Source organism: Mesorhizobium sp. WSM3224 (assembly GCF_000427725.1).
Lineage (GTDB): Bacteria > Pseudomonadota > Alphaproteobacteria > Rhizobiales > Rhizobiaceae > Mesorhizobium.
Map to the genome: position 1 here is coordinate 54,391 of NZ_ATYO01000033.1, position 17,961 is coordinate 72,351.

29 protein-coding genes and 1 pseudogene are annotated in these 17,961 nt (G+C 62.6%); 12 read left to right on the plus strand and 18 right to left on the minus strand.

The genetic code is table 11. The features are described from left to right. Nucleotides 1–112: 112 nt before the first annotated feature. Together YU3_RS0130500 and YU3_RS40915 are read left to right on the plus strand one after the other, a co-directional pair. Nucleotides 113–472, plus strand: a complete 360-nt coding sequence (locus tag YU3_RS0130500; protein WP_027169763.1) for an SPW repeat protein — start codon at nucleotides 113–115, stop codon at nucleotides 470–472. A gap of 146 nt (nucleotides 473–618) precedes the next feature. Beyond that, nucleotides 619–780 (plus strand): hypothetical protein, encoded by a 162-nt coding sequence (locus tag YU3_RS40915; RefSeq protein WP_156913647.1) that lies wholly within the window; start codon nucleotides 619–621, stop codon nucleotides 778–780. A gap of 87 nt (nucleotides 781–867) precedes the next feature. Here YU3_RS40915 and YU3_RS0130510 read toward each other — a convergent pair whose 3' ends face one another. Next, nucleotides 868–1,338, minus strand: a complete 471-nt coding sequence (locus YU3_RS0130510; RefSeq protein ID WP_027169764.1) for an Lrp/AsnC family transcriptional regulator — start codon at nucleotides 1,336–1,338, stop codon at nucleotides 868–870. Nucleotides 1,339–1,471: 133 nt separating this feature from the next. Between YU3_RS0130510 and YU3_RS0130515 the strand changes: the two genes are divergently transcribed. Further along, a complete protein-coding gene (locus YU3_RS0130515; RefSeq protein ID WP_027169765.1) occupies nucleotides 1,472–2,227 on the plus strand; it encodes a tryptophan 2,3-dioxygenase family protein in 756 nt (251 codons plus the stop codon). Nucleotides 2,228–2,370: 143 nt separating this feature from the next. After that, nucleotides 2,371–2,790 carry a DoxX family protein gene (locus YU3_RS0130520; RefSeq protein WP_027169766.1) on the plus strand — a complete coding sequence of 140 codons (420 nt, stop codon included), beginning with the start codon at nucleotides 2,371–2,373 and terminating at the stop codon, nucleotides 2,788–2,790. 89 nt (nucleotides 2,791–2,879) lie between these two features. Here YU3_RS0130520 and YU3_RS0130525 read toward each other — a convergent pair whose 3' ends face one another. From YU3_RS0130525 to YU3_RS0130540, 4 genes are all read right to left on the minus strand, one after another. Next, nucleotides 2,880–3,185, minus strand: a complete 306-nt coding sequence (locus YU3_RS0130525) for a hypothetical protein (protein WP_027169767.1) — start codon at nucleotides 3,183–3,185, stop codon at nucleotides 2,880–2,882. A gap of 64 nt (nucleotides 3,186–3,249) precedes the next feature. Next, nucleotides 3,250–3,519, minus strand: a complete 270-nt coding sequence (locus YU3_RS0130530; protein WP_027169768.1) for a hypothetical protein — start codon at nucleotides 3,517–3,519, stop codon at nucleotides 3,250–3,252. A 232-nt stretch (nucleotides 3,520–3,751) separates the two neighbouring features. Then, nucleotides 3,752–4,216, minus strand: a complete 465-nt coding sequence (locus tag YU3_RS37835; RefSeq protein WP_051334148.1) for a hypothetical protein — start codon at nucleotides 4,214–4,216, stop codon at nucleotides 3,752–3,754. Nucleotides 4,217–4,370: 154 nt separating this feature from the next. Further along, nucleotides 4,371–4,685: a hypothetical protein gene (locus YU3_RS0130540; RefSeq protein ID WP_027169769.1), complete on the minus strand. Its 315-nt coding sequence runs from the start codon at nucleotides 4,683–4,685 to the stop codon at nucleotides 4,371–4,373. A 333-nt stretch (nucleotides 4,686–5,018) separates the two neighbouring features. On the opposite strand from YU3_RS0130540, the gene YU3_RS0130545 reads away from it, so the two are divergent. The 3 genes from YU3_RS0130545 (at nucleotide 5,019) to msrA (ending at nucleotide 6,397) form a co-directional block, all read left to right on the plus strand. Continuing rightward, complete coding sequence (locus YU3_RS0130545) at nucleotides 5,019–5,387, plus strand: hypothetical protein (RefSeq protein WP_027169770.1); 369 nt, start codon at nucleotides 5,019–5,021, stop codon at nucleotides 5,385–5,387. Further along, complete coding sequence (locus tag YU3_RS0130550; protein ID WP_027169771.1) at nucleotides 5,380–5,733, plus strand: hypothetical protein; 354 nt, start codon at nucleotides 5,380–5,382, stop codon at nucleotides 5,731–5,733. Before YU3_RS0130545 ends, YU3_RS0130550 begins: the two co-directional genes overlap by 8 nt. A 142-nt stretch (nucleotides 5,734–5,875) precedes the next feature. Next, a complete protein-coding gene (gene msrA / locus YU3_RS0130555; protein ID WP_027169772.1) occupies nucleotides 5,876–6,397 on the plus strand; it encodes a peptide-methionine (S)-S-oxide reductase MsrA in 522 nt (173 codons plus the stop codon). A 213-nt stretch (nucleotides 6,398–6,610) separates the two neighbouring features. Here msrA and YU3_RS40920 read toward each other — a convergent pair whose 3' ends face one another. After that, nucleotides 6,611–6,805 (minus strand): hypothetical protein, encoded by a 195-nt coding sequence (locus tag YU3_RS40920; RefSeq protein WP_127235553.1) that lies wholly within the window; start codon nucleotides 6,803–6,805, stop codon nucleotides 6,611–6,613. A gap of 168 nt (nucleotides 6,806–6,973) precedes the next feature. Here YU3_RS40920 and YU3_RS37840 point away from each other — a divergent pair, with 168 nt between their 5' ends. Beyond that, the gene (locus YU3_RS37840; RefSeq protein WP_156913648.1) at nucleotides 6,974–7,234 is read left to right on the plus strand and encodes a hypothetical protein; all 261 of its coding nucleotides are present in this window, start codon (nucleotides 6,974–6,976) and stop codon (nucleotides 7,232–7,234) included. A 26-nt stretch (nucleotides 7,235–7,260) separates the two neighbouring features. Here the strand turns inward: YU3_RS37840 and YU3_RS37845 are convergent, their stop codons facing one another. The 4 genes from YU3_RS37845 to YU3_RS40925 all read right to left on the minus strand — a co-directional run bounded on the left by YU3_RS37845 (nucleotide 7,261) and on the right by YU3_RS40925 (nucleotide 9,375). Next, complete coding sequence (locus YU3_RS37845; protein WP_156913649.1) at nucleotides 7,261–7,797, minus strand: PAS domain-containing protein; 537 nt, start codon at nucleotides 7,795–7,797, stop codon at nucleotides 7,261–7,263. A gap of 526 nt (nucleotides 7,798–8,323) precedes the next feature. After that, complete coding sequence (locus tag YU3_RS37850) at nucleotides 8,324–8,764, minus strand: GFA family protein (protein ID WP_051334149.1); 441 nt, start codon at nucleotides 8,762–8,764, stop codon at nucleotides 8,324–8,326. Nucleotides 8,765–8,880: 116 nt separating this feature from the next. Further along, the gene (locus YU3_RS0130580) at nucleotides 8,881–9,078 is read right to left on the minus strand and encodes a hypothetical protein (protein WP_348631198.1); all 198 of its coding nucleotides are present in this window, start codon (nucleotides 9,076–9,078) and stop codon (nucleotides 8,881–8,883) included. Nucleotides 9,079–9,207: 129 nt separating this feature from the next. Next, complete coding sequence (locus YU3_RS40925; protein ID WP_156913650.1) at nucleotides 9,208–9,375, minus strand: Thivi_2564 family membrane protein; 168 nt, start codon at nucleotides 9,373–9,375, stop codon at nucleotides 9,208–9,210. Nucleotides 9,376–9,581: 206 nt separating this feature from the next. Between YU3_RS40925 and YU3_RS39895 the strand changes: the two genes are divergently transcribed. Then, on the plus strand, nucleotides 9,582–9,746 hold the full coding sequence (locus tag YU3_RS39895; protein WP_084508415.1) for a DUF3309 family protein: 165 nt from the start codon (nucleotides 9,582–9,584) through the stop codon (nucleotides 9,744–9,746). Between the two features lie 23 nt (nucleotides 9,747–9,769). Here YU3_RS39895 and YU3_RS42180 read toward each other — a convergent pair whose 3' ends face one another. After that, on the minus strand, nucleotides 9,770–9,898 hold the full coding sequence (locus tag YU3_RS42180) for a hypothetical protein (RefSeq protein WP_280798422.1): 129 nt from the start codon (nucleotides 9,896–9,898) through the stop codon (nucleotides 9,770–9,772). Continuing rightward, nucleotides 9,895–10,056, minus strand: a complete 162-nt coding sequence (locus YU3_RS41410) for a hypothetical protein (RefSeq protein WP_198021749.1) — start codon at nucleotides 10,054–10,056, stop codon at nucleotides 9,895–9,897. The genes YU3_RS42180 and YU3_RS41410 overlap by 4 nt, the downstream gene beginning before the upstream one ends. A gap of 481 nt (nucleotides 10,057–10,537) precedes the next feature. Between YU3_RS41410 and YU3_RS0130605 the strand changes: the two genes are divergently transcribed. Then, on the plus strand, nucleotides 10,538–11,761 hold the full coding sequence (locus YU3_RS0130605) for an anion transporter (protein WP_027169776.1): 1,224 nt from the start codon (nucleotides 10,538–10,540) through the stop codon (nucleotides 11,759–11,761). Between the two features lie 145 nt (nucleotides 11,762–11,906). On the opposite strand, the gene YU3_RS0130610 is transcribed toward YU3_RS0130605, so the two are convergent. Then, on the minus strand, nucleotides 11,907–12,497 hold the full coding sequence (locus YU3_RS0130610; RefSeq protein ID WP_027169777.1) for a TetR/AcrR family transcriptional regulator: 591 nt from the start codon (nucleotides 12,495–12,497) through the stop codon (nucleotides 11,907–11,909). 80 nt (nucleotides 12,498–12,577) lie between these two features. On the opposite strand from YU3_RS0130610, the gene YU3_RS0130615 reads away from it, so the two are divergent. Further along, a complete protein-coding gene (locus YU3_RS0130615; RefSeq protein WP_027169778.1) occupies nucleotides 12,578–13,444 on the plus strand; it encodes a crotonase/enoyl-CoA hydratase family protein in 867 nt (288 codons plus the stop codon). Nucleotides 13,445–13,453: 9 nt separating this feature from the next. On the opposite strand, the gene YU3_RS0130620 is transcribed toward YU3_RS0130615, so the two are convergent. The 4 genes from YU3_RS0130620 to YU3_RS0130635 form a co-directional block, all read right to left on the minus strand. Next, on the minus strand, nucleotides 13,454–14,539 hold the full coding sequence (locus YU3_RS0130620) for an HPP family protein (protein ID WP_027169779.1): 1,086 nt from the start codon (nucleotides 14,537–14,539) through the stop codon (nucleotides 13,454–13,456). Nucleotides 14,540–14,752: 213 nt separating this feature from the next. Then, on the minus strand, nucleotides 14,753–15,037 hold the full coding sequence (locus YU3_RS0130625; protein ID WP_027169780.1) for a hypothetical protein: 285 nt from the start codon (nucleotides 15,035–15,037) through the stop codon (nucleotides 14,753–14,755). Between the two features lie 21 nt (nucleotides 15,038–15,058). After that, nucleotides 15,059–15,829 (minus strand): SDR family oxidoreductase, encoded by a 771-nt coding sequence (locus YU3_RS0130630; RefSeq protein WP_027169781.1) that lies wholly within the window; start codon nucleotides 15,827–15,829, stop codon nucleotides 15,059–15,061. Nucleotides 15,830–15,843: 14 nt separating this feature from the next. Then, entirely contained in the window at nucleotides 15,844–16,686 is an 843-nt protein-coding gene (locus YU3_RS0130635) for an alpha/beta hydrolase (protein ID WP_027169782.1), read from the minus strand. A gap of 299 nt (nucleotides 16,687–16,985) precedes the next feature. On the opposite strand from YU3_RS0130635, the gene YU3_RS0130645 reads away from it, so the two are divergent. Then, nucleotides 16,986–17,606 carry an ABATE domain-containing protein gene (locus YU3_RS0130645; RefSeq protein ID WP_027169783.1) on the plus strand — a complete coding sequence of 207 codons (621 nt, stop codon included), beginning with the start codon at nucleotides 16,986–16,988 and terminating at the stop codon, nucleotides 17,604–17,606. 110 nt (nucleotides 17,607–17,716) lie between these two features. Here YU3_RS0130645 and YU3_RS41415 read toward each other — a convergent pair. Next, nucleotides 17,717–17,961: pseudogene (locus YU3_RS41415) on the minus strand (hypothetical protein); the annotation flags it as partial.

The following is a 17,961-nucleotide window of genomic DNA, read 5'->3' on the forward strand; positions in this document are numbered from 1 at the left end:
GACGGCCGCTCCCCTTGCAGCTTCGTAAAAGAGTATTACATCAATTAACAGAGCGTGCCCAATTGCACGCCAACACAGTTGCTTTGGTCAAGCTTCATCGATGGAGGTTGTCATGGCAAGCAAACTGATGGAAGAAAGAAAGAGCAAGGACTGGGTCACTCTTGTCCTCGCTATCTGCCTGTTCATCTCTCCGTGGGTCATCGGATTCACCGCGGCAATGGTGCCCGCGTGGAACGCCTGGATTGTCGGCGTTCTGCTCGGCGCTCTGGCCTTGGCGACGCTTTCGATGTTCGCTGAATGGGAGGAATGGGTAAATCTCGTCCTCGGGCTCTGGCTGATCGTCTCGCCCTGGCTGCTGCAGTTCGCGGCTGACAGGAATGTAATGATCACGCACGTCGTTCTCGGCGTGCTCGTGATCGTGGCGTCAGCCTGGGCCGTGTGGGACGTTCGCCACCCGCACGCGCACGCGTAGCGGTGAAAGACCGGGAGCCCGCCGCGCAAGCGGCGAGCTCCTTTTGACTTTGACATCGGGGGCATCGGGGCTGAACGGCGATTGCGGCGTCTTCACGCAATTGCTGTAACCGGAAACGTTTTCGTGCATTCTTGGAAATGGCCTCGATGTTCCACCCCGACGCACCCGCCAAATGCTGCTCCTATTGCGGCGGCCGCGACCATGATTTCGAGGAATGCCCAAAGCGCCAGGCCGACGCCGAGAAGGAAGAGGCGGCGCGGGTGGCGGAGCCGGCCGCTCCTGCGGAGCTCGTCCGCCGTCCCTGCTGAATTTCAGCCGTAGCTTTTATTCGCGGTCCCTCTGCGAAAGTATCTCCTCCTCGCTGTGCCCGTGCGACCACGGTTCATTTTGGCGCCTTATCCGCGCAGCGCACGCGCCGCGGCCTCGGCGAACGAGATGTCGCCCTTGATCTCGCGCATCGCCATCGACGTCACCGTGCGGCGCACGCCCGGCAGCCGGCTGAGCTCCTCGCGCAGCATGCGGTCGAGCGCCATCATGTCGACGGTGACGATCTGCAGCAGATAGTCGGCCTCGCCCGTGGTGGCGTAGCAGCGGCGGATCAGCGGGTGCTTCTTCACCGCCGTCTCGAAGGCGTCCGACACCTCGAAGTCGATTGACACCTGGATGAAGGCCTCGATGCCGAAGCCGATCCGGGCCGGGTCGATGCGGGTCGAATATCCGCGGATGATACCGGCCTCTTCCAGCGCCTTCACCCGTTTCCAGCACGGTGTCTTGCTCAAGCCGACCTCCTCGGCGAGATCGCCGAAGGAGATACGCGCGTCGCGCTCAAGCGCGGCCACTATCCTGCGGTCGAGAGCATCCAGCATATTTCGTTCTCCAATGTGGCAAGAGATGACCGGGATCGTCCTCCATTTCAGGCCATTTGGATAACAGAAAGGAACAATGTTCAAGCCGAAAGCGCTATGCTTGCCGCAACATGCCCGCGCGAGGAGATGAACCATGGACAAGCAAGACTATCACGCCCGCATCGAAGCGCCCGAGATGCGCGATTACGGCGTCTATCTGAAATGCGATCAGCTTCTCGCCTGCCAGAAGCCGCTCTCCGAGATGGTCAATGCCGACGAGCTGCAGTTCCAGATCGTGCATCAGGTCGAGGAGCTGTGGATGAAGCTCATCGCCTATACGCTGGTCGACGTGATCGATTACCTGGAAAGAGAGGACACGCATCGCATCGTCACGCTGATGGGCCGCGTGCACCGGCTGATGCGCATGATGACGGCGCAGCTCGATCTCCTGGAGACCATGTCGCCGAAAGAGTATCAGCAGATCCGCCTGCAGCTCGGCAATGGCAGCGGCCAGGAATCGCCGGGCTTCAAGCTGTTGCTGCGCCTGCCGCCGGATCTTTGGCGGGCGTTCAAGCATGCCTACCTCGACGGCCGCGGGCTGACCGTGGAGGATATCTATGACGAGCATTACGACCACGGCGATTCCTACGTCGTGGCCGAGGCGCTGATCGAGTTCGACGAGCTGTTCCAGAAATTCCGCGCCAACCACCTCTACCTGATCCACCGCTCGATCGGGCTCGGCGCGAAGTCGTTGAAGGGCCGCCCGGTGGAAATCCTGGAAGGCGGCGCCCGCCACCGCTTCTTCCCCGAGCTCTGGGACATTCGCTGCGACATGACCGACCGCTGGGGCGCCGAATACGGCACCGTGCGCGATTCGATCAGCCATCCGCCGCAGGCGAAGGCGGGGTAGGGGCGGGGCTCCCCTTCTTCCCTTTGTGGGAGAAGGAAAAGGCGCCGCACCTCCCAGCCAACAATTTTCTTACCCCCTGTCGGAACCACCGCCCGTCCTCCGTCCTTGGGGCATCAATCGCTTCAACAACCCGGAGGACAAACGTGGAAACGCAATCGACCTGGCAGACCGCCGCCATTCTCATCGCCCGCCTGATCTTCGCCGCCATGTTCGCGATGGGGGTGGCCTTCAAGTTCATGGACATGGGCGCCACCGCCGGCTACATCGCCGCCGCCGGCTTCCCGTTCCCGCTGTTTCTGGCCTGGTGCGCGGCGATCCTCGAAACGCTGCTGGTGATCGCTTTTCTCACCGGCGCCTTCCTGACGCCGCTGGCGCTGATCGGCGCGGTCTATGTCGTCTTCCTCGGCTTTGCCTTCCACGGCCCGTCGCACTGGGCCGGAAACCAGGCCGAGTTCGGCGCCTTCATGTCGCATTTCCCATTCGCCGCCGGGCTCCTCTCCGCCGCAGTCCACGGCCCGGGCAGCGTGCTGGCCGTCAGGCAGGGCTGGCCGGGCAGGGCGTGAGCTTTTTTCCTTCTCCCCGTTTACGGGGAGAAGGTGCCCCGGAGGGCGGATGAGGGGCAGCGCTGGCTTGTGATATCTACAGCGATCCTTTACATCTGGTCGTTATACGGCTCCTTCATCTGGCCTACCATGCGGGCCAGCTTCGAGAACGACGGCATGTCGGCTTCGGGCTGGCACTGGTTGGCGAGCTCGAGCAGCCGGATCGGGAAATTGATGGCGTCGCGGTTCGACGCTGAAATCGCCTCCGAACGCTCTTCGCCGGTCTCGCCGGCTTCGGCCTTGCGCAGCGCGATATCGATCTCCTCGACGCTCAGCACGCCTTTCTTGACGAGCACATGGTTGACTGCGGCGACGGCCATCAGCAGGCCTTCGAGCTGAAGATTGGCGACGTTCATGGCGTTCCTCCCATTGACCTCGCCTCAAGAACGCATGAGGAGCGTTTCCGATCCGGGCGGGCCCCTACGCCTCCATCCAGCGCTCGCCATATTCGCTCCAGAGCTGCCTGATCTCGCGGCTGCCGAGCGGCGGCGTCTGGCGGTCGCCATAGGCGATGGCGACGGCGCTCAAGTCGTACTGGCCGTCGGCCTGGGCGATGAAACGGACCGCCTCGCCGAGCGGCCTCGAATGGAAGATCGGATCGGCCTGGCCTCGGCCAAGGCTGCGAACGCCCGAAATGCTTGCTGGCACATGCCGCATCCGAAAGACGGACGCCATGGCAGGTCTGTCCATGCCGCTCTCCGCGATTCCCTGACGGAATGATCCCATAAGCTCCAGCTAATGGCCAGCCCGGGACAACCGGCTACAGCAACAGGGCAGGGATGGCACAACCTTGAAAAGAAAAAGCCTGGCATGGAAAGAAAAGGCCGGGCGCGACGTCCCGGCCTTCCTTCCGCGGCCGCCGCAGGCAGCCTTCGTCCACTATTGTCGATTGGCCCGGCTGCTCCAGCCGGGCCAGAAATGTTTACCTGTGCCAGCGGCGCAGCCAGTCCGGCTCGGCGCCTGCGTTCCTGTTGATCGCCATGCCGGCCAGCAGCCCGACGAGGCCGCCGATCAGCATCGCCGTCGAGAATGTGCCCGGGTTCTGCTGCACCGTTTCCGACACGCTATGCGCCTGGCTGCGCAACTGGCTTGCCGCGCGCGACGCGCGCTTGGAGGCGCCGCTGTAGAGGTTCGAGGCGCGGCCGGTCGTGCTCTGGTACCAGCCTCGCGCGGCCTCTTCAGCTTGTTCGGAAAGCGCGCGGTTCAGCCGGCTCACCTCGCGCTTCAACTCCGCGATCTGTTTTTTCATCGCGCCTTCGGATGCCCTTGAGGCCCGTGCGCCGCCACGCGACGCAGTGCTGCTGCGCGACACGGCGCGGCTGCGCGCGGCGGTGGTCTTGGCGTTGCCGTTGGCTGAATTGGCGGTGCTGGTGTCATTGTTTGCCATTGTTTTTCTCCTTTTTCCTCCTGCAACGACCCGGGCGTTCCATGGTTCCGCGTCTCATGGCTCCCGCGGGCGCACCGCCTGGGTAAAATCAGGGCCGTGGAGCGCGCTCCACGGCCCTTGCACGAAGCCCAGTGCCCTTACTTGCCCAGTCACCTTACTTGCCGCAATTATTGTCGTTGACGTTCGGCTGCATCGTGCTGGCGGTGGGGCTGTTGGCATCGCCCTGAGCGCCCTGCGGGGTGTTCGGGCAGTTCTTGTCGGCGTTCGAATTCATGTCGCCGCCGGTGATGCTGCCGGTCGGGCTGGTGTCGGGCGCGGCCTGGTCAGGCGGCGGGGTGGCCGGCGTCCTCGGCTCGGTTGTGATGGTCTGGCCGCTGCCGTTATTTCCGGCTGTGCCGGCACTCTGGGCCATCGCCGCCGTGGCGAGACCGATCGTCAGGGCCGAAGCTGCAAGAATCTTCGTAAGCATGATCTTCTCCTCTGTTCCGAGACGGTTCGTCCGTCGCGTTGCGACTAAGGATGGAACCCATCGGACCAAGGTTGGTTCCGACAAGAATTTCGCCCGTGCTGTCGGCCGGCATTCAATCTAAGGCTGTGGTCCGCGCATGGCCTCGCCCGTTTGGTTTTCAGAGAAATCTAGGAAAATGTACCTAGAAGCCATTGCCCAGTGAGGGCAGCTATGCTATTATTTTGTCAATGGTGCTGATTTGCGCCAATGACCCGCCGCCCCGGCGGGTTTTGTTTTTGGCGCCGCCCACTTTTCGAAGCGTCGACGACTCGACCTTTCCATCGGAAGTCTTGCATGCCGCGCTACGCCACCATCATTATCGCCGATGACGGCGCCGAGATCGTCAGCACCATCGGCGAATTCGAGGGCTCGAGCCTGCCGCACGGCTCAGGCCGCGTCGAGCAGGTTGCGCCGGGCGTGCGCATCGGCATGGTGCGTGGCGGCACGGTCGATGCGGTTGCCGGTTTCGGTTTCCCGCGCCAGGGTCTCGGCCCGTCTGCGGTCCGCATCGTCACGGCGAAGCTGAGGGCAATGGCGGCGCCGGCTGCAGACTTGGAGTCCCCGAAACCTGTCCGCGCCAAGCGGCGAAAAAAGCCGGTGCGCAAGGTTCGCAAGGCGAAGGCGGCGAAAGCCGCGCCATCCGACGCGGCTGTCCATGGCTGACGAACGCAAGGCCATGCCCTGCAAGTCCGTCGGCGCCAAGCGGGCAGGGCGAAAGCCGACGGCTCCTCAGGTCGAGGCCGCTCCCTCCACCCGCCCGAAGCGCCCGCGAAAGACGCTCGTCGACGACTTCGCCGCCGCCCTTCGCGCCGACTTCCGCGCCCACGGCGCCGGCGTCATCGCCGCGGTCAGGGCCGAAAAGCCCGACCAGTATCTGAAGGTCGTGCTGACGCTGCTGCCCAAGGATTTTTCACAAGACTTCGATGCCAATCAAAACAGTCTCGAGCAGTTCTCGGACATCGTCTTCGAGGTCGTGGTGCGAAGGTTCAAACAGACGCGGGATTCCTGATCGCGGCAGGTTCGAAGTCGCGGCCGGCGGGCTTTTCGAAACATTGATGTCATCGCGACAGCCGAGCGTGGCCGCCGCCACGAATCGCTGGAAGAATCCGGCCACAACTCCTATCTATGGGGCAATCCAAAGGAGGTGTGACATGGCTTCTTCCACCGAGCGCGCGGTCCTTGCCGGCGGCTGCTTCTGGGGCATGCAGGATTTGATCCGACGCTTGCCCGGCGTTGTTTTAACGCGGGTCGGCTACAGCGGCGGCGACGTCCCCAACGCCACCTACCGTAACCACGGCACCCACGCAGAGGCGATCGAGATCGTCTTCGACCCGGCCAGGACCAGTTTCCGCACGCTGCTCGAATTCTTCTTCCAGATCCACGATCCGACGACGAGGAACCGCCAGGGCAACGATATCGGCACGAGCTATCGCTCGGCGATTTTCTACGTGAGCGACGAGCAGAAGCGGATCGCCGAGGACACGATCGCCGATGTCGACGCGTCCGGCCTGTGGCCCGGCAAGGTCGTCACCGAGCTCGCCCCGGTCGGCCCCTTCTGGGAAGCCGAGCCCGAGCACCAGGATTATCTGGAGCGTTATCCCAACGGATACACCTGCCATTTCGCGCGGCCCGGGTGGAAGCTTCCGGTCCGTCAGAAGGCTGCCGCGTCATAGACCGGCGGCGAGGCTGCCGGACATGGCCCCCGCCACTTGAAAATCCAGCCCGCCATGCCTTTCGGCATGGCGGGCTTTTTTGCGTTTCGGGCGTTTGTGTGATGGTCAGGGCGCTTATCGTTCCACCGAAACGAAGAAGCGCTCTATCTATTGTTTTGACACAGTTCCGCGCGGAAAACCGCGGCGCGCTTTCCCGGAATTCCTTTGGGTGGCTCAGCCCTTGGCGCGGCGGCCTTCGTGTTCGTGGCTGCCGATCCAGTGGGCGCGGATACGATCGCTGGCCTCGAGATAAGCCATGTCGATGAGATAGGTCAGGAGCTTCTCGCCATCTGCTTCCGCCTTCTGGCGAAGCTCTCGCAAAATCCCCTGCGCAAACTGCAGGTTTTCCATTTTGCTAGGTTGGTCCATCGGTGCCCCCAAATATCTGCGCGGTAAGTTTGGCTCACTATACTTTTATGAAGGTTGTAGCCCCATGCGCGGTGAAGCTGTACTCGGTTGCACTGACGCCCGATCAACGAACCTGTTGGACATTGCGCGGAAATGTCGATATTTTACGCTGCCAATCGGATAGCGACCATGCACGAAGATGAGGGCAGCAGTCCTGATAAGTTGCAAGCTATGCTTGATGTGATTGCCAGGAGCGAGCCCTCGATCGAGAGCGGGCAGGCTGATTTCGACCGGTTGAGGGCCGATGCTGTTCGGGCCGCCGGAGTGCTGATCGAATTTTATGGCGATGCGGCCCTGGAGCGCGCGAAACTCATCGAGCACCGATCGCCCCAGTCGCATTTCGCGCGCATGGTCACGGCTGAAGTCGGCAGGCGCGGCAAGCGAAGCTAGCCTGCAAGCGATCGGCGAAAGCTGCTTCAGGACGATCTTCGCCTCCCGTGAAGCCGCTGCTCGACCTCTTCCTCGATGTTGTCCAGAAGATAAGCCAACATGTCGTGTCCGATCGATCGTGCGATGTCCCTGGCCTGTCCGATATGGTTGTGGATCTCGCGCAGCGACTGTTCCTCGCCCGCGGCATCCTTCGTCAGATCGACGAACCAGCCGGGATAGAGCGCAGCCTCGCCCACGCCGTCAACATAGCATTGGCCGACGGCCAGGATCTTGCGCAGCCCCATTTTTTCCGAACGGACCCTGTAAACTTCCCTAAAGCCCGATTTGCGTTCTATTGCCCTGCGGATTGCCAGTCGGACCCTGGGGCGGTCATCCAAGTCGATGCTTTGCATCCACCGTTCCAGCGGCGCACCGTGCGAGAATTCGTCGAGTGTCAGGCCGAAATAGTCTGAAAGATTAGCGTCGCCATAGACACGGTCACGCTTGATGTCCCAGGTCCAGAACCCATCAATCGGTGGATACCGCGTATGCGTGTTTCGGCCGTGTTCAAGCGCCGACGTCATGAAAACCGCCTCGTCCGGTCCCAAGATACGGAAACACTATGTAGCAAAATTGAAAGAAACAAAGGTAGCCTTTTGTACAAGGCACAAAGTCATAGGCAAACTGTCCGTGGCAATTTTGAACGCCATATTTTGACATATCCAGAAAGGAAATGGTTTAAAAAATTTCTTGAGCCGAAAGAATTTTCACTTTGGTGTTGCAACTGCAGTTTGATATTTCACGTGATAAGCACTGCTGGAGGCAGGCGAAACAATCCTAAAGATTGTATTGCTGCAAGGAGCATGTTGAAAATTCTATATTTCGTAAAAGCGGATAACTCTATGGGCGCTGCTGTGTGAAAAAACGTGCCTGCCCAAGAATGCTACCTTCGGCTGATTGGCCGGCAAACCGACCGCTGGTTGAAAAGTGCGAAACTTCAAGAAAAGTCCGCGCATATCAATCGACAGCCGGCCATTTCCAGGACGTGCCGAAGGCTTCACTCGACTGAAGGCGATTATCGTTGGGACTTAAGTCCAGCAAGAATTCGACCTAGGCCGACCTTTGCCGCGGTTCCAGGCCGGTTTCATCGCCGGCAGCCGAATCACCCGCGATCCGATCATGTTCGAACTGACGCGCCGCGGGGAGGGCCTGCAGCCAGGATTCGCGGCGTCCGGTCCAGAGCTCGTAGCTCGGCACCAGCCCTTCGGTGGGCGCGATGTCCAGGCTGCCGATCGTGACCTCGACCTCATCTTCGCCGACGAACGGAACGCGGCTTCCGCAGGTAGGGCAAAAACTTCGCGTGCCATAGGTGCTGGTGATTCCGCTGGTTTCGAACGCTTGACGCGGCCACACGGCATAGGCATGAAAGGCCGATCCGCTTGTCTTGCGGCAATCCTTGCAATGGCAAAGCCCAACCCGCATCGGCTCGCCGGCCACGCGGAACTGCACGCCCCCGCACAGGCAACTGCCGCTGCGCGCGATTTCAGGCATCGCCGTTCCTCCTGCTGTTACGCAGAACCAAGTCGCAGCCGGCAAAGTCCCGCTGCTGGCTGCTACAACCCACATGAGGTTGCAATGGTTCCGCGCCCAAATGCAAGAAGCATCGGTCAGCCGGGAAGGTTGATCGGCTCCTCGCACCGATAGGCGCGGCACTCGCCGTCCTTGGTCGGGACGGTCGTCGAGACAGGCACTTCCGGCCACTCATTACCGAACTGCCGCACGAAGCGGTCATAAGTGTCCGGTCCGGTCGTCAAGACCACGGCATGGTCGCTTCTGATCAGCACCTGCGTCTGTGCGCAAGTCATGGCGCGCGTGTCTGGCCGGGCGTAGGCAGCGCTCGCAGCGCACAACATTGTACCGGCAAGAAATGCGATCGACAGGGTTCTCATGGGATACCAGGCTTCGGAGTTTCCTGTGTCGAATATGGATCGCGGCTAGAACACCGCAAGATATTTGAGCAACGATGTGATTCCGATGATGATGACGATGATCTGCGCAATCTGTCGCGCGCGGGCATCGAGCGGCAACCGTTGCACGAGATAGAGCACCAGGATCACCACCAGGAAGGTAATCAGGATCCCGATAAGAACAGACGCGCCCATGTGATGCCCTCCTTGCCAAGATTGCCCGGATGGGCAGGTTCCAACGTTGCCGGCTGGGAAATGGTTCCACGCGGGTCAGGCCCGCTGATCCGCGGCCCGAAAACCCAAGCCGGCTGCCGAAGTCGCGCGGAACATGCGCGCGGCTTGCGAGTTCACTTCCTCGATAACAAAGCGCGGGATCGCACAGTCACAAAGAGGAAGAAACCATGGGCCTCGGCACAATTCTCATCATCATTCTCATTCTTGCCCTGCTTGGCGGCTTCAGCGGCTTTGGCGGCGGGCCTTTCTACGGCACCGGCTATTATGGCGGTAGCGGCCTCGGGCTAGTCCTGGTTATCGTGATTATCCTGGTGCTGCTCGGCCGCATCTGACAGGCGCAAGGCACGAGCAGGCTTCAGGGTGTCGTCAGCGCGTCCCTGAGCTTCGCCGCCGGTTGTTCCAGCGTGAACGGCTTGGCGATGAAGTGCACATCGTGGGCGAGCACGTCACTGTGCACGACTGCGTTGCGGGTGAAGCCGGTCATAACACCACTGTCAGCGAGCGGGAATGTTTGCGTGCCTGTTCGGCCAACTGACGGCCATTCATGCCCGGCATGATGATATCGGTCAGCATCAGCGCGATGGCGGCGTTCTCGCCGAGCCGGCAAGGAGCGGAAGCTTTGATGACTGCCGCCTCCGCCAAGACGGGTTCCCGCTTCGGTGGCGTTTGCGGCCGACATGTCGGCTTCTCCAATCTTGCTAGCTGCCGCGCCCGCTGCATTCGAGGCAGGCGATGCTATGCCCAGGACAACTCAGCCGGTGCGTGCCTCCTGGGCAGCAATGGCCGTTCGAGCTCAGCCAGCGCGCGCAAACGAAAACCTTCTTGGCCCCGTGACAGCGGGAGCATTCCTGCGGACGCATCAATTCCTCCCGTGATGGGATGCGATGTTCTGCTTCAACGACCGTGTTCATCCGTTTAGTCCCCCAACGCCTGGATTATCGGTCACATATGTTATTTCACTATTATTTACATTAGGGTTTATGAATGTGAAAGCGACGAAGGCGTCATGACGCTTTCACGTGCTTGTGCGCTTCCCCTTTGCGCTGCCCTTGCTAAATGTGATGCCGTCCCAATGCGCCGGCGGATTCTGCCGGCCATGGCAGGCAACGGGGGCCTTCTTGCAATGACATGGACCGGCACGGGCGCGCTTTTCATCCTCGTGCTCACCTATGCCGGCGTCGCCGTCGGCCGCATTCCGGGCCTGCGCCTCGACCGCGCCGGCATCGCGCTGCTCGGCGGCGCCGCCATGATCGCCATCGGCGCGATCGGCATGGAGGATGCCTACAAAGCCATCAATTTCGACACCGTCACGCTGCTGCTCGGCATGATGATCGTGGTCGCGCATTTGAAGGTCTCGGGCGCGTTTCGCGCGCTCGGCGGCTTTGCCATCGAGCACGCCCATGCGCCCTTCATGCTTTTGGTGATGGTGACGCTATTGACCGGCGTGCTCTCGGCCTTCCTGGTCAATGATGCGATCTGCCTGGTGATGGCACCGATCGTCGTCCATGTCACCCGCGTCATCAACCGCAACCCGGTGCCTTACCTCATCGCTACCTGCACGGCCTCGAACTGCGGCAGCGTCGCCACCATCACCGGCAATCCGCAGAACATGGTGATCGGCGCGCTGTCCGGCATTTCCTATCCGGCTTTCACGCTGGCGCTTGCGCCGGTGGCGCTGTTCGGCCTGCTCTGCGTCATCGTCATCGTGCGCATCGTCTACCGCGCCGAATTCTCCCGCCCCGCCGAACTCAGCCCGGAGGTCTATCGCGGCCGCATGCTGCCCGGACAGGTGCTGAAGGCCACCATCGTCTGCGTGCTGCTGGCGCTGGCCTTCTTCGCCGGCGTTCCCGTCGCCAAGGCGGCGCTGATCGCCGGCGCCTTCCTTCTCGTCACGCGCGCAATCAAGCCGCGGCGCATCTACCGCGAGATCGACGGCCCGCTGCTCTTCATGTTCGCCGGCCTGTTCGTGGTGGTGGCGGGCGCCGAGCGCACGCTGCTCACGACCGACATGATCGCCTGGGCGAAGAACATCGGGCTTGACGATGTCTGGCGGCTCTCCGGCTTCACGGCGGTGCTTTCCAACATCATGAGCAATGTGCCGGCGGTGCTGGCGCTCAGGCCCTTCATTCCCGGGTTGGAAAACCCGGAGCGCGCTTGGCTGGTCGTGGCGATGAGCTCGACCCTTGCCGGCAATTTCACGCTGCTCGGCTCGGTCGCCAACCTGATCGTCGCCGAGCAGGCGAAGGCGGCCGGCAAGGAGCTTTCCTTCGCTGCCTTCTTCAGGGTCGGCCTGCCGCTGACCCTGGTGACGCTTCTCGCCGGTACCGCCTGGCTGGCATGGGCCTGAGACACTACCTCGTCGGATCGCGCCAATCGGGAGCCTCGGCATCTAATGCATGTCGCCCAGCAGTGTGCAGCGGTTCTGGGACAACGACATGCATAAAAACAAAGACTAAAGCGTGTCGCCTGAATCCGTTTCAGCCCGACGCGCTTTAAGCGCCGCGTTTGCCTGCCATCCTCGCCCGCACCAGCGTCGCGGCGGCATGGCCGGCAGCAGTGACATAGTCGGGATTATGATGGATCAGCATGCTCGAAAAGGCGCCGTCCATCAAAAGCACGATCTCGCGCGCCAGCATCTTCGCCTCGCCGACATCGTGGTCTGAAAGCGCGCCGGCCAGCCATTTTTCGAAATTGGTCTTGTGGCGCGCCCCAGCCTTGACCGCCGGATGTCCGGGCATTGCCGCCAGCTCGGCCGCCGTGCGCAGGAAGCCGCAACCCTTCCATTTGGGATGACGCGCCACCCGCGCCAGGTTGGTGAAGATCGCCTCGACCTTCTTGTCCGCTCCGCCTCCCGCCGCGTCGAACCAGCCCGCCATCTGCTCGAGGTTAGGCTGGTCGCGCCCGTCGAGATAGGCCGCGATCAAATCGTCTTTGCTCTTGAAATGGTAGTAGAGCGTGCGCTTGGTGAGGCCTGCTTTTTCGGCCACTGCATCCACGCTGACGCGACCGATGCCCTCGGCATAGAAGAGCTTGGTCGCCGCGTCGACGAGGCGTTTTCGCGTGGGATTGGGCTTTTCGCTCATCCCATGAGTATACCAACTAGTGAATATACAAGCAATCGAAAACCTGCTCTCGTTCCACCGCCCTCCGGAAAGGATAAATCATGACCGAACTTGTGCTGCGCGAGACGCGCGACCGCGTCGCGATCCTCACCCTCAACCGCCCCGACAAGCTGAACGCGCTGAACTACGCGCTGATCGACCGGCTGCTTTTGCTTCTCGACCTGATCGAGACGGACGATGGCGTGGGCGCCGTCATCCTCACAGGGGCAGGGGAACGCGCGTTTTCCGCCGGCGCCGATATCCACGAATTCTCGTTCAGCGTGGCCGGAGGCACCGACGCCGCGCTGCGCGATTTCGTCATCCGTGGCCAGCGCTTGACGGCGCGGCTGGAAGCATTTCGCAAGCCGGTCATCGCCGCCGTCAACGGCATCGCCTTTGGCGGCGGCTGCGAGATCACCGAAGCGGTGCCGTTGGCCATCGCCAGCGACCGCGCGTTGTTCGCCAAGCCAGAGATAAAGCTTGCCATGCCGCCGACTTTCGGCGGCACGCAGCGTCTGCCTAGACTTGCGGGGCGCAAGCGCGCGCTGGAGCTGCTGTTGACCGGCGAGACATTTTCGGCCGAGCGCGCAGCCGAGCTTGGCCTGGTCAACCATGTCGTACCGCACGCCGAACTGCTACGAGCGGCCTTCGACCTTGCCCGCCGCATTCTCGTCCATTCGCCAGCGGCGGTCGCCAGCATCCTCACCGCGGTGGCGCGTGGCATCGACTCGAGCATCGCGGAAGGTCTGCTGGTCGAGGCCGAGCAATTCGCCCGGGTGGCTCCGACAGCGGACCTGCGCGAAGGCTTGAGCGCCTGGATCGAGCGGCGGCAAGCGGTCTATGATGGTTCATGGACGTATGTCACCCGGCCGACAGAGGCCAGGCGCGCCGCGCGGCGTCTCGACCGGGCAGCCGGCATGCCGGGGTGAGTGCCTTGCTTAGGCCACAGCTTTCAGCTGCGCCTTGTCTGCCTGTTGCACGCGCGCGGCCGCCGCAAGCAGGTCGGTCTGGGTGATCAGGCCGAGGATGCGCCGTTCGGCATCGACGATCACCACCGCATGGCTGCGCCCGTCGGTCAGCACCGGCAGCAGGCTCATCGCCGGCGTGTCGGGCGAGGCGGTGCCGGCCTTCGACATCACCCCTTTCACCGTGTCGGTCGCCTTTGTCAGCTCGCGCAGGCCGACCGCGCCCGAGAGCCGTCCGTCCGTGTCGACCACCGGCAAGGTGCGGATGTTGTGGTCGATCAGCTGTTTGCGCGCCTCGTCGGCGGAGGCTGTTTCGGTCACCGAGATCACATCGCGGGACATGATGTCCCAGCAAAGCAGCGTGCGCTGCGCGCGCACCACCGCCTGCAGCTCGACCTGGCGCAGCAGGCGCTCCAGGTCGTCACGGTCGATGTCGAAGGTCTCGTCGAGCGCGGAGAGCGCCGCATCGACATCCTCGGGTCGGAAGCCGACGCGTTCGGCCGGCGACCGGTCGGCCGTGCCGTGCCCACTGGCGGCGGGCACGTGCACATGGGGATAGTTGCGCCGCGACATTTTGTGGAAAAGGAAGCCGAGCGCAACCAGGACGATCGAGTTCAGCGCCACCGGCACGAAGGGAAACAGGAAGCCGGCGGCGGCAACGGCTGGCCCGCCGAGCACGCCGGTAAGCGCTGCGGCGCCGCCCGGCGGATGCAGTGAGCGCGTGAACGACATGGCGGCGATCGCCAGCGCGACCGCAAGGCCGGAGGCGATCACCGTGTCGTGCACGAAATGCGCCACCGTCACGCCGACCAGCGCCGAAATCGTGTTGCCGCCGATGATCGACCAGGGCTGCGCCAGTGGGCTCGACGGAACGGCAAAGAGCAGCACGGCGGAAGCGCCCATGGGCGCCACCAGCATCGCCACAAGCGGACCGCTCCCCATGGCGAGCCCGCTGATCATACCGGTGAGCGCGATGCCGATGGTCGCGCCGATGCAGGCAAGCAGCCGTTCGCGAAGCGTAGCGCCGGCAAGGATCGGAACGAAAAGGCGAAACGCCATGGCAGGACCTGGATCGGATAGGTGGAATTGCGTTGCCCGCAATGCCGCTGAAGCCACGGATTTGAAAGCCAAGCCAATCCGTATATTCGCAGCCGAAGAGAATATTATTGCGCGGCGAACTGTTGGGGACGTGCCGCCAGCGGCCTTGGCTTTCTCAATCGCGCCAAGGCGTTATGGCCGTTTGCGGAATCGGCGCAGCAATCGCCGGCTGTGCTATCTCTGCCTTGGCTGGACGGTGAATCCCAGCGCGCCAAGCACCTTCACCGCGCCGCTTTTGCCGCCCTCGAAATCGCCAGACGCGAGCCGCGCGCCCGTGGCGAACTGATAGGCGGTGCCGAGGATGGCCTTTGGCGGATAGAGACGGTCTTCCCAGGCCAGATCATAGCTCGTGGTTGGCGCAAAGCCATGCTCGGCGAAAAACCGCTCAGGCCCCAGCCGGTCGTAATCTTCCATCGCGCGCAAGACATGCGCGCGGGTCACGCGGTCCCATGCAATCATTTCTTCGTCCTCCTTCCGACGTCAAACAGATTTCACCTCGCCGCCGTCCATGCGCAACGTCGAGCCGGTCATCCAGTGCGCCGCCGGCGAGACGAGGAAAGCCATCAACTCGGCGATCTCCTCCGGCTCGCCGTAGCGGGCGATGCCAGCTTCCTTTGGAAAATTCGCCGTCGCTTCCTCGACGCTCATCTTGTGGAGCGGCGCCCAGTGCTCGAGATAGGAGCGTCGGCGGCCGGTCATCACCGGGCCCGGCAACACGCTGTTGACCTGCACGCCGTCGGCGATGCCGCGGCCGGAAAAGGCCTTGGCGAGCGCCACGATTGCGGCGTTGATCGTTGCGACCGCCGCATAAGGCGCTTTCGGAAACAGCGCCGAATTGCCGGACATCAGCACCACCGAGCCGCCGGCCGCCTTCAGCGCCGGCCATGCCGCGACGGTCAGCCGCCGGGCGCCATGCAGCTTCAGCGCCAGGCCGGCGTCCCACTGCTCGTCGCTCATCTCGAAGAGATCGATCTGCGGCACCGCGCCGGCGATGTTGAGCAGCCCGTCGATCCGACCGAAGGTGGCAAGCGCCTGGTCGACCACCGCCTGGGCGGCGTCCGGCCGGGCGAGGTCGGCATCGATGACCAGCACTTCCGCGCCTGCGCTTTGGATGGCCTTGGCGGTCTCTTCCAGCTTCGCCCGGTTGCGCGCGACCAGCACCAGCGCGGAAAAATCCCGCGCCAGCCGAATGGCGGTGGCCTGGCCGATGCCTTGGCTGGCGCCGGTGATGACAGCGACGGATTTCGACATGGCGTTTCTCCTTATCAGCCGAGGAAGTCGCGGATGGCGGCGGCGATTTCGCCGGCATGGGTTTCGAGCGCGAAATGCCCGGTGTCGAGAAAACGCACCACCGCATCCGGCATGTCGCGCTTGAACGCCTCGGCGCCGGGTGGCAGGAAGAACGGGTCGTTCTTGCCCCACACCGCCAGGAAAGGCGGTTTGTGGGCCCGGAAATAGGCCTGGAAGGTCGGATAGAGGGCGACATTGCTCTTGTAGTCGCCGAAGAGGTCGAGCTGGATCTCTTCCGCGCCTGGACGGCTGAGATAGAAGCTGTCGAGCGAATGGCCGTCGGGCGAGACGAGTTCTGCCGGCGCGCCATACGTGTACTGCCAGGCAACCGCCGCCGGCTTGAAGGCCGGACGCAGCGCCTCGCGGTTGGCGGGCGAGGGGTCCCGCCAATAGGCGCGGATCGGGTTCCAGTCCTCACCCAGGCCCTCCTCATAGGCGTTGCCGTTCTGCGAAATGATCGCGGCAATGCGTTCGGGATGCTTCACCGCCAGCCGGAAGCCGGTCGGCGCGCCATAGTCGAAGACATAGACGGCATAGCGTTCGAAGCCGACCACCTCGGTGAAGCGGTCGATGATCTCCGCGATCCGGTCAAACGTGTAAGCGAATTCGTCGGCCTGAGGCATGTCGGAGCGGCCGAAGCCCGGCAGGTCGGGCGCGACGATGTGGAAGCGGTCGGCCAGCAGCGGAATAAGGTCCCGGAACATATGGCTCGAGCTTGGAAAGCCATGCAGCAGAAGCAGCTTTGGCGCGACGGGCCGGCCGGCCTCGCGATAGAAGATATTGAAGCCGTCGACATTTGCCGTCCTGTAGGTGGTCATTTTTCTCTCCATTTTCGTAACTCAATTGTTTTGCACCAGAGGGTTATTTCAACCTGGACGTCAGCCTTGCGCGGCCTCAAGGGTGATCCCGACGACGGCCTCGGTATGGACTGAAACGACAGCCAATTCCTTTGTGAGCATACCGTTTCCTCTTGTCGATTGATAACCCCATTAAACGATATAAGACGGTTACGCATTTGAGGCATAACTTGTCAAGACGATGCAAACAGGTTATCACGGACACGTGTTCACGGATGGACGCCCGCGTGGCGAAGCTGCGGGCGTGAATTGGAGTTTCGATGGTTCGCTCACCCGCGCTCTTTGTCGGCGACGCGCCCGGCCTGGATTTCCTCAACTCGATCGCGACCCCGCTCGACAGGCCTGTCGATTGGATCGACGACGGCGAGGGCCTGCTGGACTGGCTGGGGCAGGCGCGGCTGGTGCCGGCGGAAGCGCTGGCAACCATTCGTGGACAGGCGCTGCCCGGCGAACTCGACAAGGTGGCCGATCAGGCACGGCATTTGCGCGAATGGTTCAGAGGCTTCGTGCATCGCCGCAAGGGGCGGGTGCTGATGGGGGCGGATCTGGCGGAACTCGACCCGCTCAACCGCCTGCTGGAACGCGACGAAACCTTCAGCCGGATCGCGCCGGCCGGCAGCGGCGCACCATTCGCGCTTCAGACGGCCCGCAAATGGCGGACGCCAGACGCACTCTTGCTGCCGATCGGAGAGGCGCTGGCTAAACTTGTCTGCACCGAGGATTTTTCACATGTGAAGGCTTGCGAAGGTCCAGCTTGCACACTGCTATTTGCCGATCATACCCGCGGGCACAGGCGCCGCTGGTGCAGCATGGCTGCCTGCGGCAACCGGGCAAAGCAGGCAGCGCACCGGCATCGGCACAGGGATGATAACCATCATTAGGTCGAGTACCAATGCATGTCGCCCAGAAGTGTGCAGCGGTTCTGGGACAACGACATGCATAAAAACAAGGACTTAAAGCGTGTCGCCTGAATCCGTTCACGGTACACGACTCAGGCGTTTTTTGAGCTGATCATCGATCTTCGGGGTGCTTTTTCGAGCCACGCGTGGGCGGCTGCTTTGGGGCAGTTGACGATCCAGTCTCTGAGTGCGTCGAGACCGATGCGGAACCAGGATTTTTCGCGGCGGCCGTGGCTTTTGCGGGGTATGGCCTTCATGCCCATGGTTTGGGTGGCGCATCGGTAGGCCCATGTGATGGCGAGCATCACGATGACGATGAGGCTTGCGAGCTTCTCGG

Excerpts from the sequence above, each read along its gene's own strand:
- YU3_RS0130500 (WP_027169763.1), top strand. The coding sequence starts at position 113 with ATGGCAAGCAAACTGATGGAAGAAAGAAAGAGCAAGGACTGGGTCACT.
- YU3_RS0130645 (WP_027169783.1), top strand. The coding sequence starts at position 16,986 with ATGGTTCGCTCACCCGCGCTCTTTGTCGGCGACGCGCCCGGCCTGGAT.
- YU3_RS0130605 (WP_027169776.1), top strand. The coding sequence starts at position 10,538 with ATGACATGGACCGGCACGGGCGCGCTTTTCATCCTCGTGCTCACCTAT.
- YU3_RS40920 (WP_127235553.1), bottom strand. The coding sequence starts at position 6,805 with ATGGACCAACCTAGCAAAATGGAAAACCTGCAGTTTGCGCAGGGGATT.
- YU3_RS0130510 (WP_027169764.1), bottom strand. The coding sequence starts at position 1,338 with ATGCTGGATGCTCTCGACCGCAGGATAGTGGCCGCGCTTGAGCGCGAC.
- YU3_RS0130545 (WP_027169770.1), top strand. The coding sequence starts at position 5,019 with ATGCCGCGCTACGCCACCATCATTATCGCCGATGACGGCGCCGAGATC.
- YU3_RS0130540 (WP_027169769.1), bottom strand. The coding sequence starts at position 4,685 with ATGCTTACGAAGATTCTTGCAGCTTCGGCCCTGACGATCGGTCTCGCC.
- YU3_RS37850 (WP_051334149.1), bottom strand. The coding sequence starts at position 8,764 with ATGCCTGAAATCGCGCGCAGCGGCAGTTGCCTGTGCGGGGGCGTGCAG.
- YU3_RS42180 (WP_280798422.1), bottom strand. The coding sequence starts at position 9,898 with ATGACCGGCTTCACCCGCAACGCAGTCGTGCACAGTGACGTGCTCGCC.
- YU3_RS0130515 (WP_027169765.1), top strand. The coding sequence starts at position 1,472 with ATGGACAAGCAAGACTATCACGCCCGCATCGAAGCGCCCGAGATGCGC.
- YU3_RS0130615 (WP_027169778.1), top strand. The coding sequence starts at position 12,578 with ATGACCGAACTTGTGCTGCGCGAGACGCGCGACCGCGTCGCGATCCTC.
- YU3_RS0130550 (WP_027169771.1), top strand. The coding sequence starts at position 5,380 with ATGGCTGACGAACGCAAGGCCATGCCCTGCAAGTCCGTCGGCGCCAAG.
- YU3_RS0130580 (WP_348631198.1), bottom strand. The coding sequence starts at position 9,078 with ATGACTTGCGCACAGACGCAGGTGCTGATCAGAAGCGACCATGCCGTG.
- YU3_RS0130620 (WP_027169779.1), bottom strand. The coding sequence starts at position 14,539 with ATGGCGTTTCGCCTTTTCGTTCCGATCCTTGCCGGCGCTACGCTTCGC.
- YU3_RS40925 (WP_156913650.1), bottom strand. The coding sequence starts at position 9,375 with ATGGGCGCGTCTGTTCTTATCGGGATCCTGATTACCTTCCTGGTGGTG.
- YU3_RS39895 (WP_084508415.1), top strand. The coding sequence starts at position 9,582 with ATGGGCCTCGGCACAATTCTCATCATCATTCTCATTCTTGCCCTGCTT.
- YU3_RS0130635 (WP_027169782.1), bottom strand. The coding sequence starts at position 16,686 with ATGACCACCTACAGGACGGCAAATGTCGACGGCTTCAATATCTTCTAT.
- YU3_RS0130530 (WP_027169768.1), bottom strand. The coding sequence starts at position 3,519 with ATGGACAGACCTGCCATGGCGTCCGTCTTTCGGATGCGGCATGTGCCA.
- YU3_RS40915 (WP_156913647.1), top strand. The coding sequence starts at position 619 with ATGTTCCACCCCGACGCACCCGCCAAATGCTGCTCCTATTGCGGCGGC.
- YU3_RS0130625 (WP_027169780.1), bottom strand. The coding sequence starts at position 15,037 with ATGATTGCATGGGACCGCGTGACCCGCGCGCATGTCTTGCGCGCGATG.
- YU3_RS0130610 (WP_027169777.1), bottom strand. The coding sequence starts at position 12,497 with ATGAGCGAAAAGCCCAATCCCACGCGAAAACGCCTCGTCGACGCGGCG.
- YU3_RS0130630 (WP_027169781.1), bottom strand. The coding sequence starts at position 15,829 with ATGTCGAAATCCGTCGCTGTCATCACCGGCGCCAGCCAAGGCATCGGC.
- YU3_RS37845 (WP_156913649.1), bottom strand. The coding sequence starts at position 7,797 with ATGACGTCGGCGCTTGAACACGGCCGAAACACGCATACGCGGTATCCA.
- YU3_RS37840 (WP_156913648.1), top strand. The coding sequence starts at position 6,974 with ATGCACGAAGATGAGGGCAGCAGTCCTGATAAGTTGCAAGCTATGCTT.
- YU3_RS37835 (WP_051334148.1), bottom strand. The coding sequence starts at position 4,216 with ATGGCAAACAATGACACCAGCACCGCCAATTCAGCCAACGGCAACGCC.
- msrA (WP_027169772.1), top strand. The coding sequence starts at position 5,876 with ATGGCTTCTTCCACCGAGCGCGCGGTCCTTGCCGGCGGCTGCTTCTGG.
- YU3_RS0130525 (WP_027169767.1), bottom strand. The coding sequence starts at position 3,185 with ATGAACGTCGCCAATCTTCAGCTCGAAGGCCTGCTGATGGCCGTCGCC.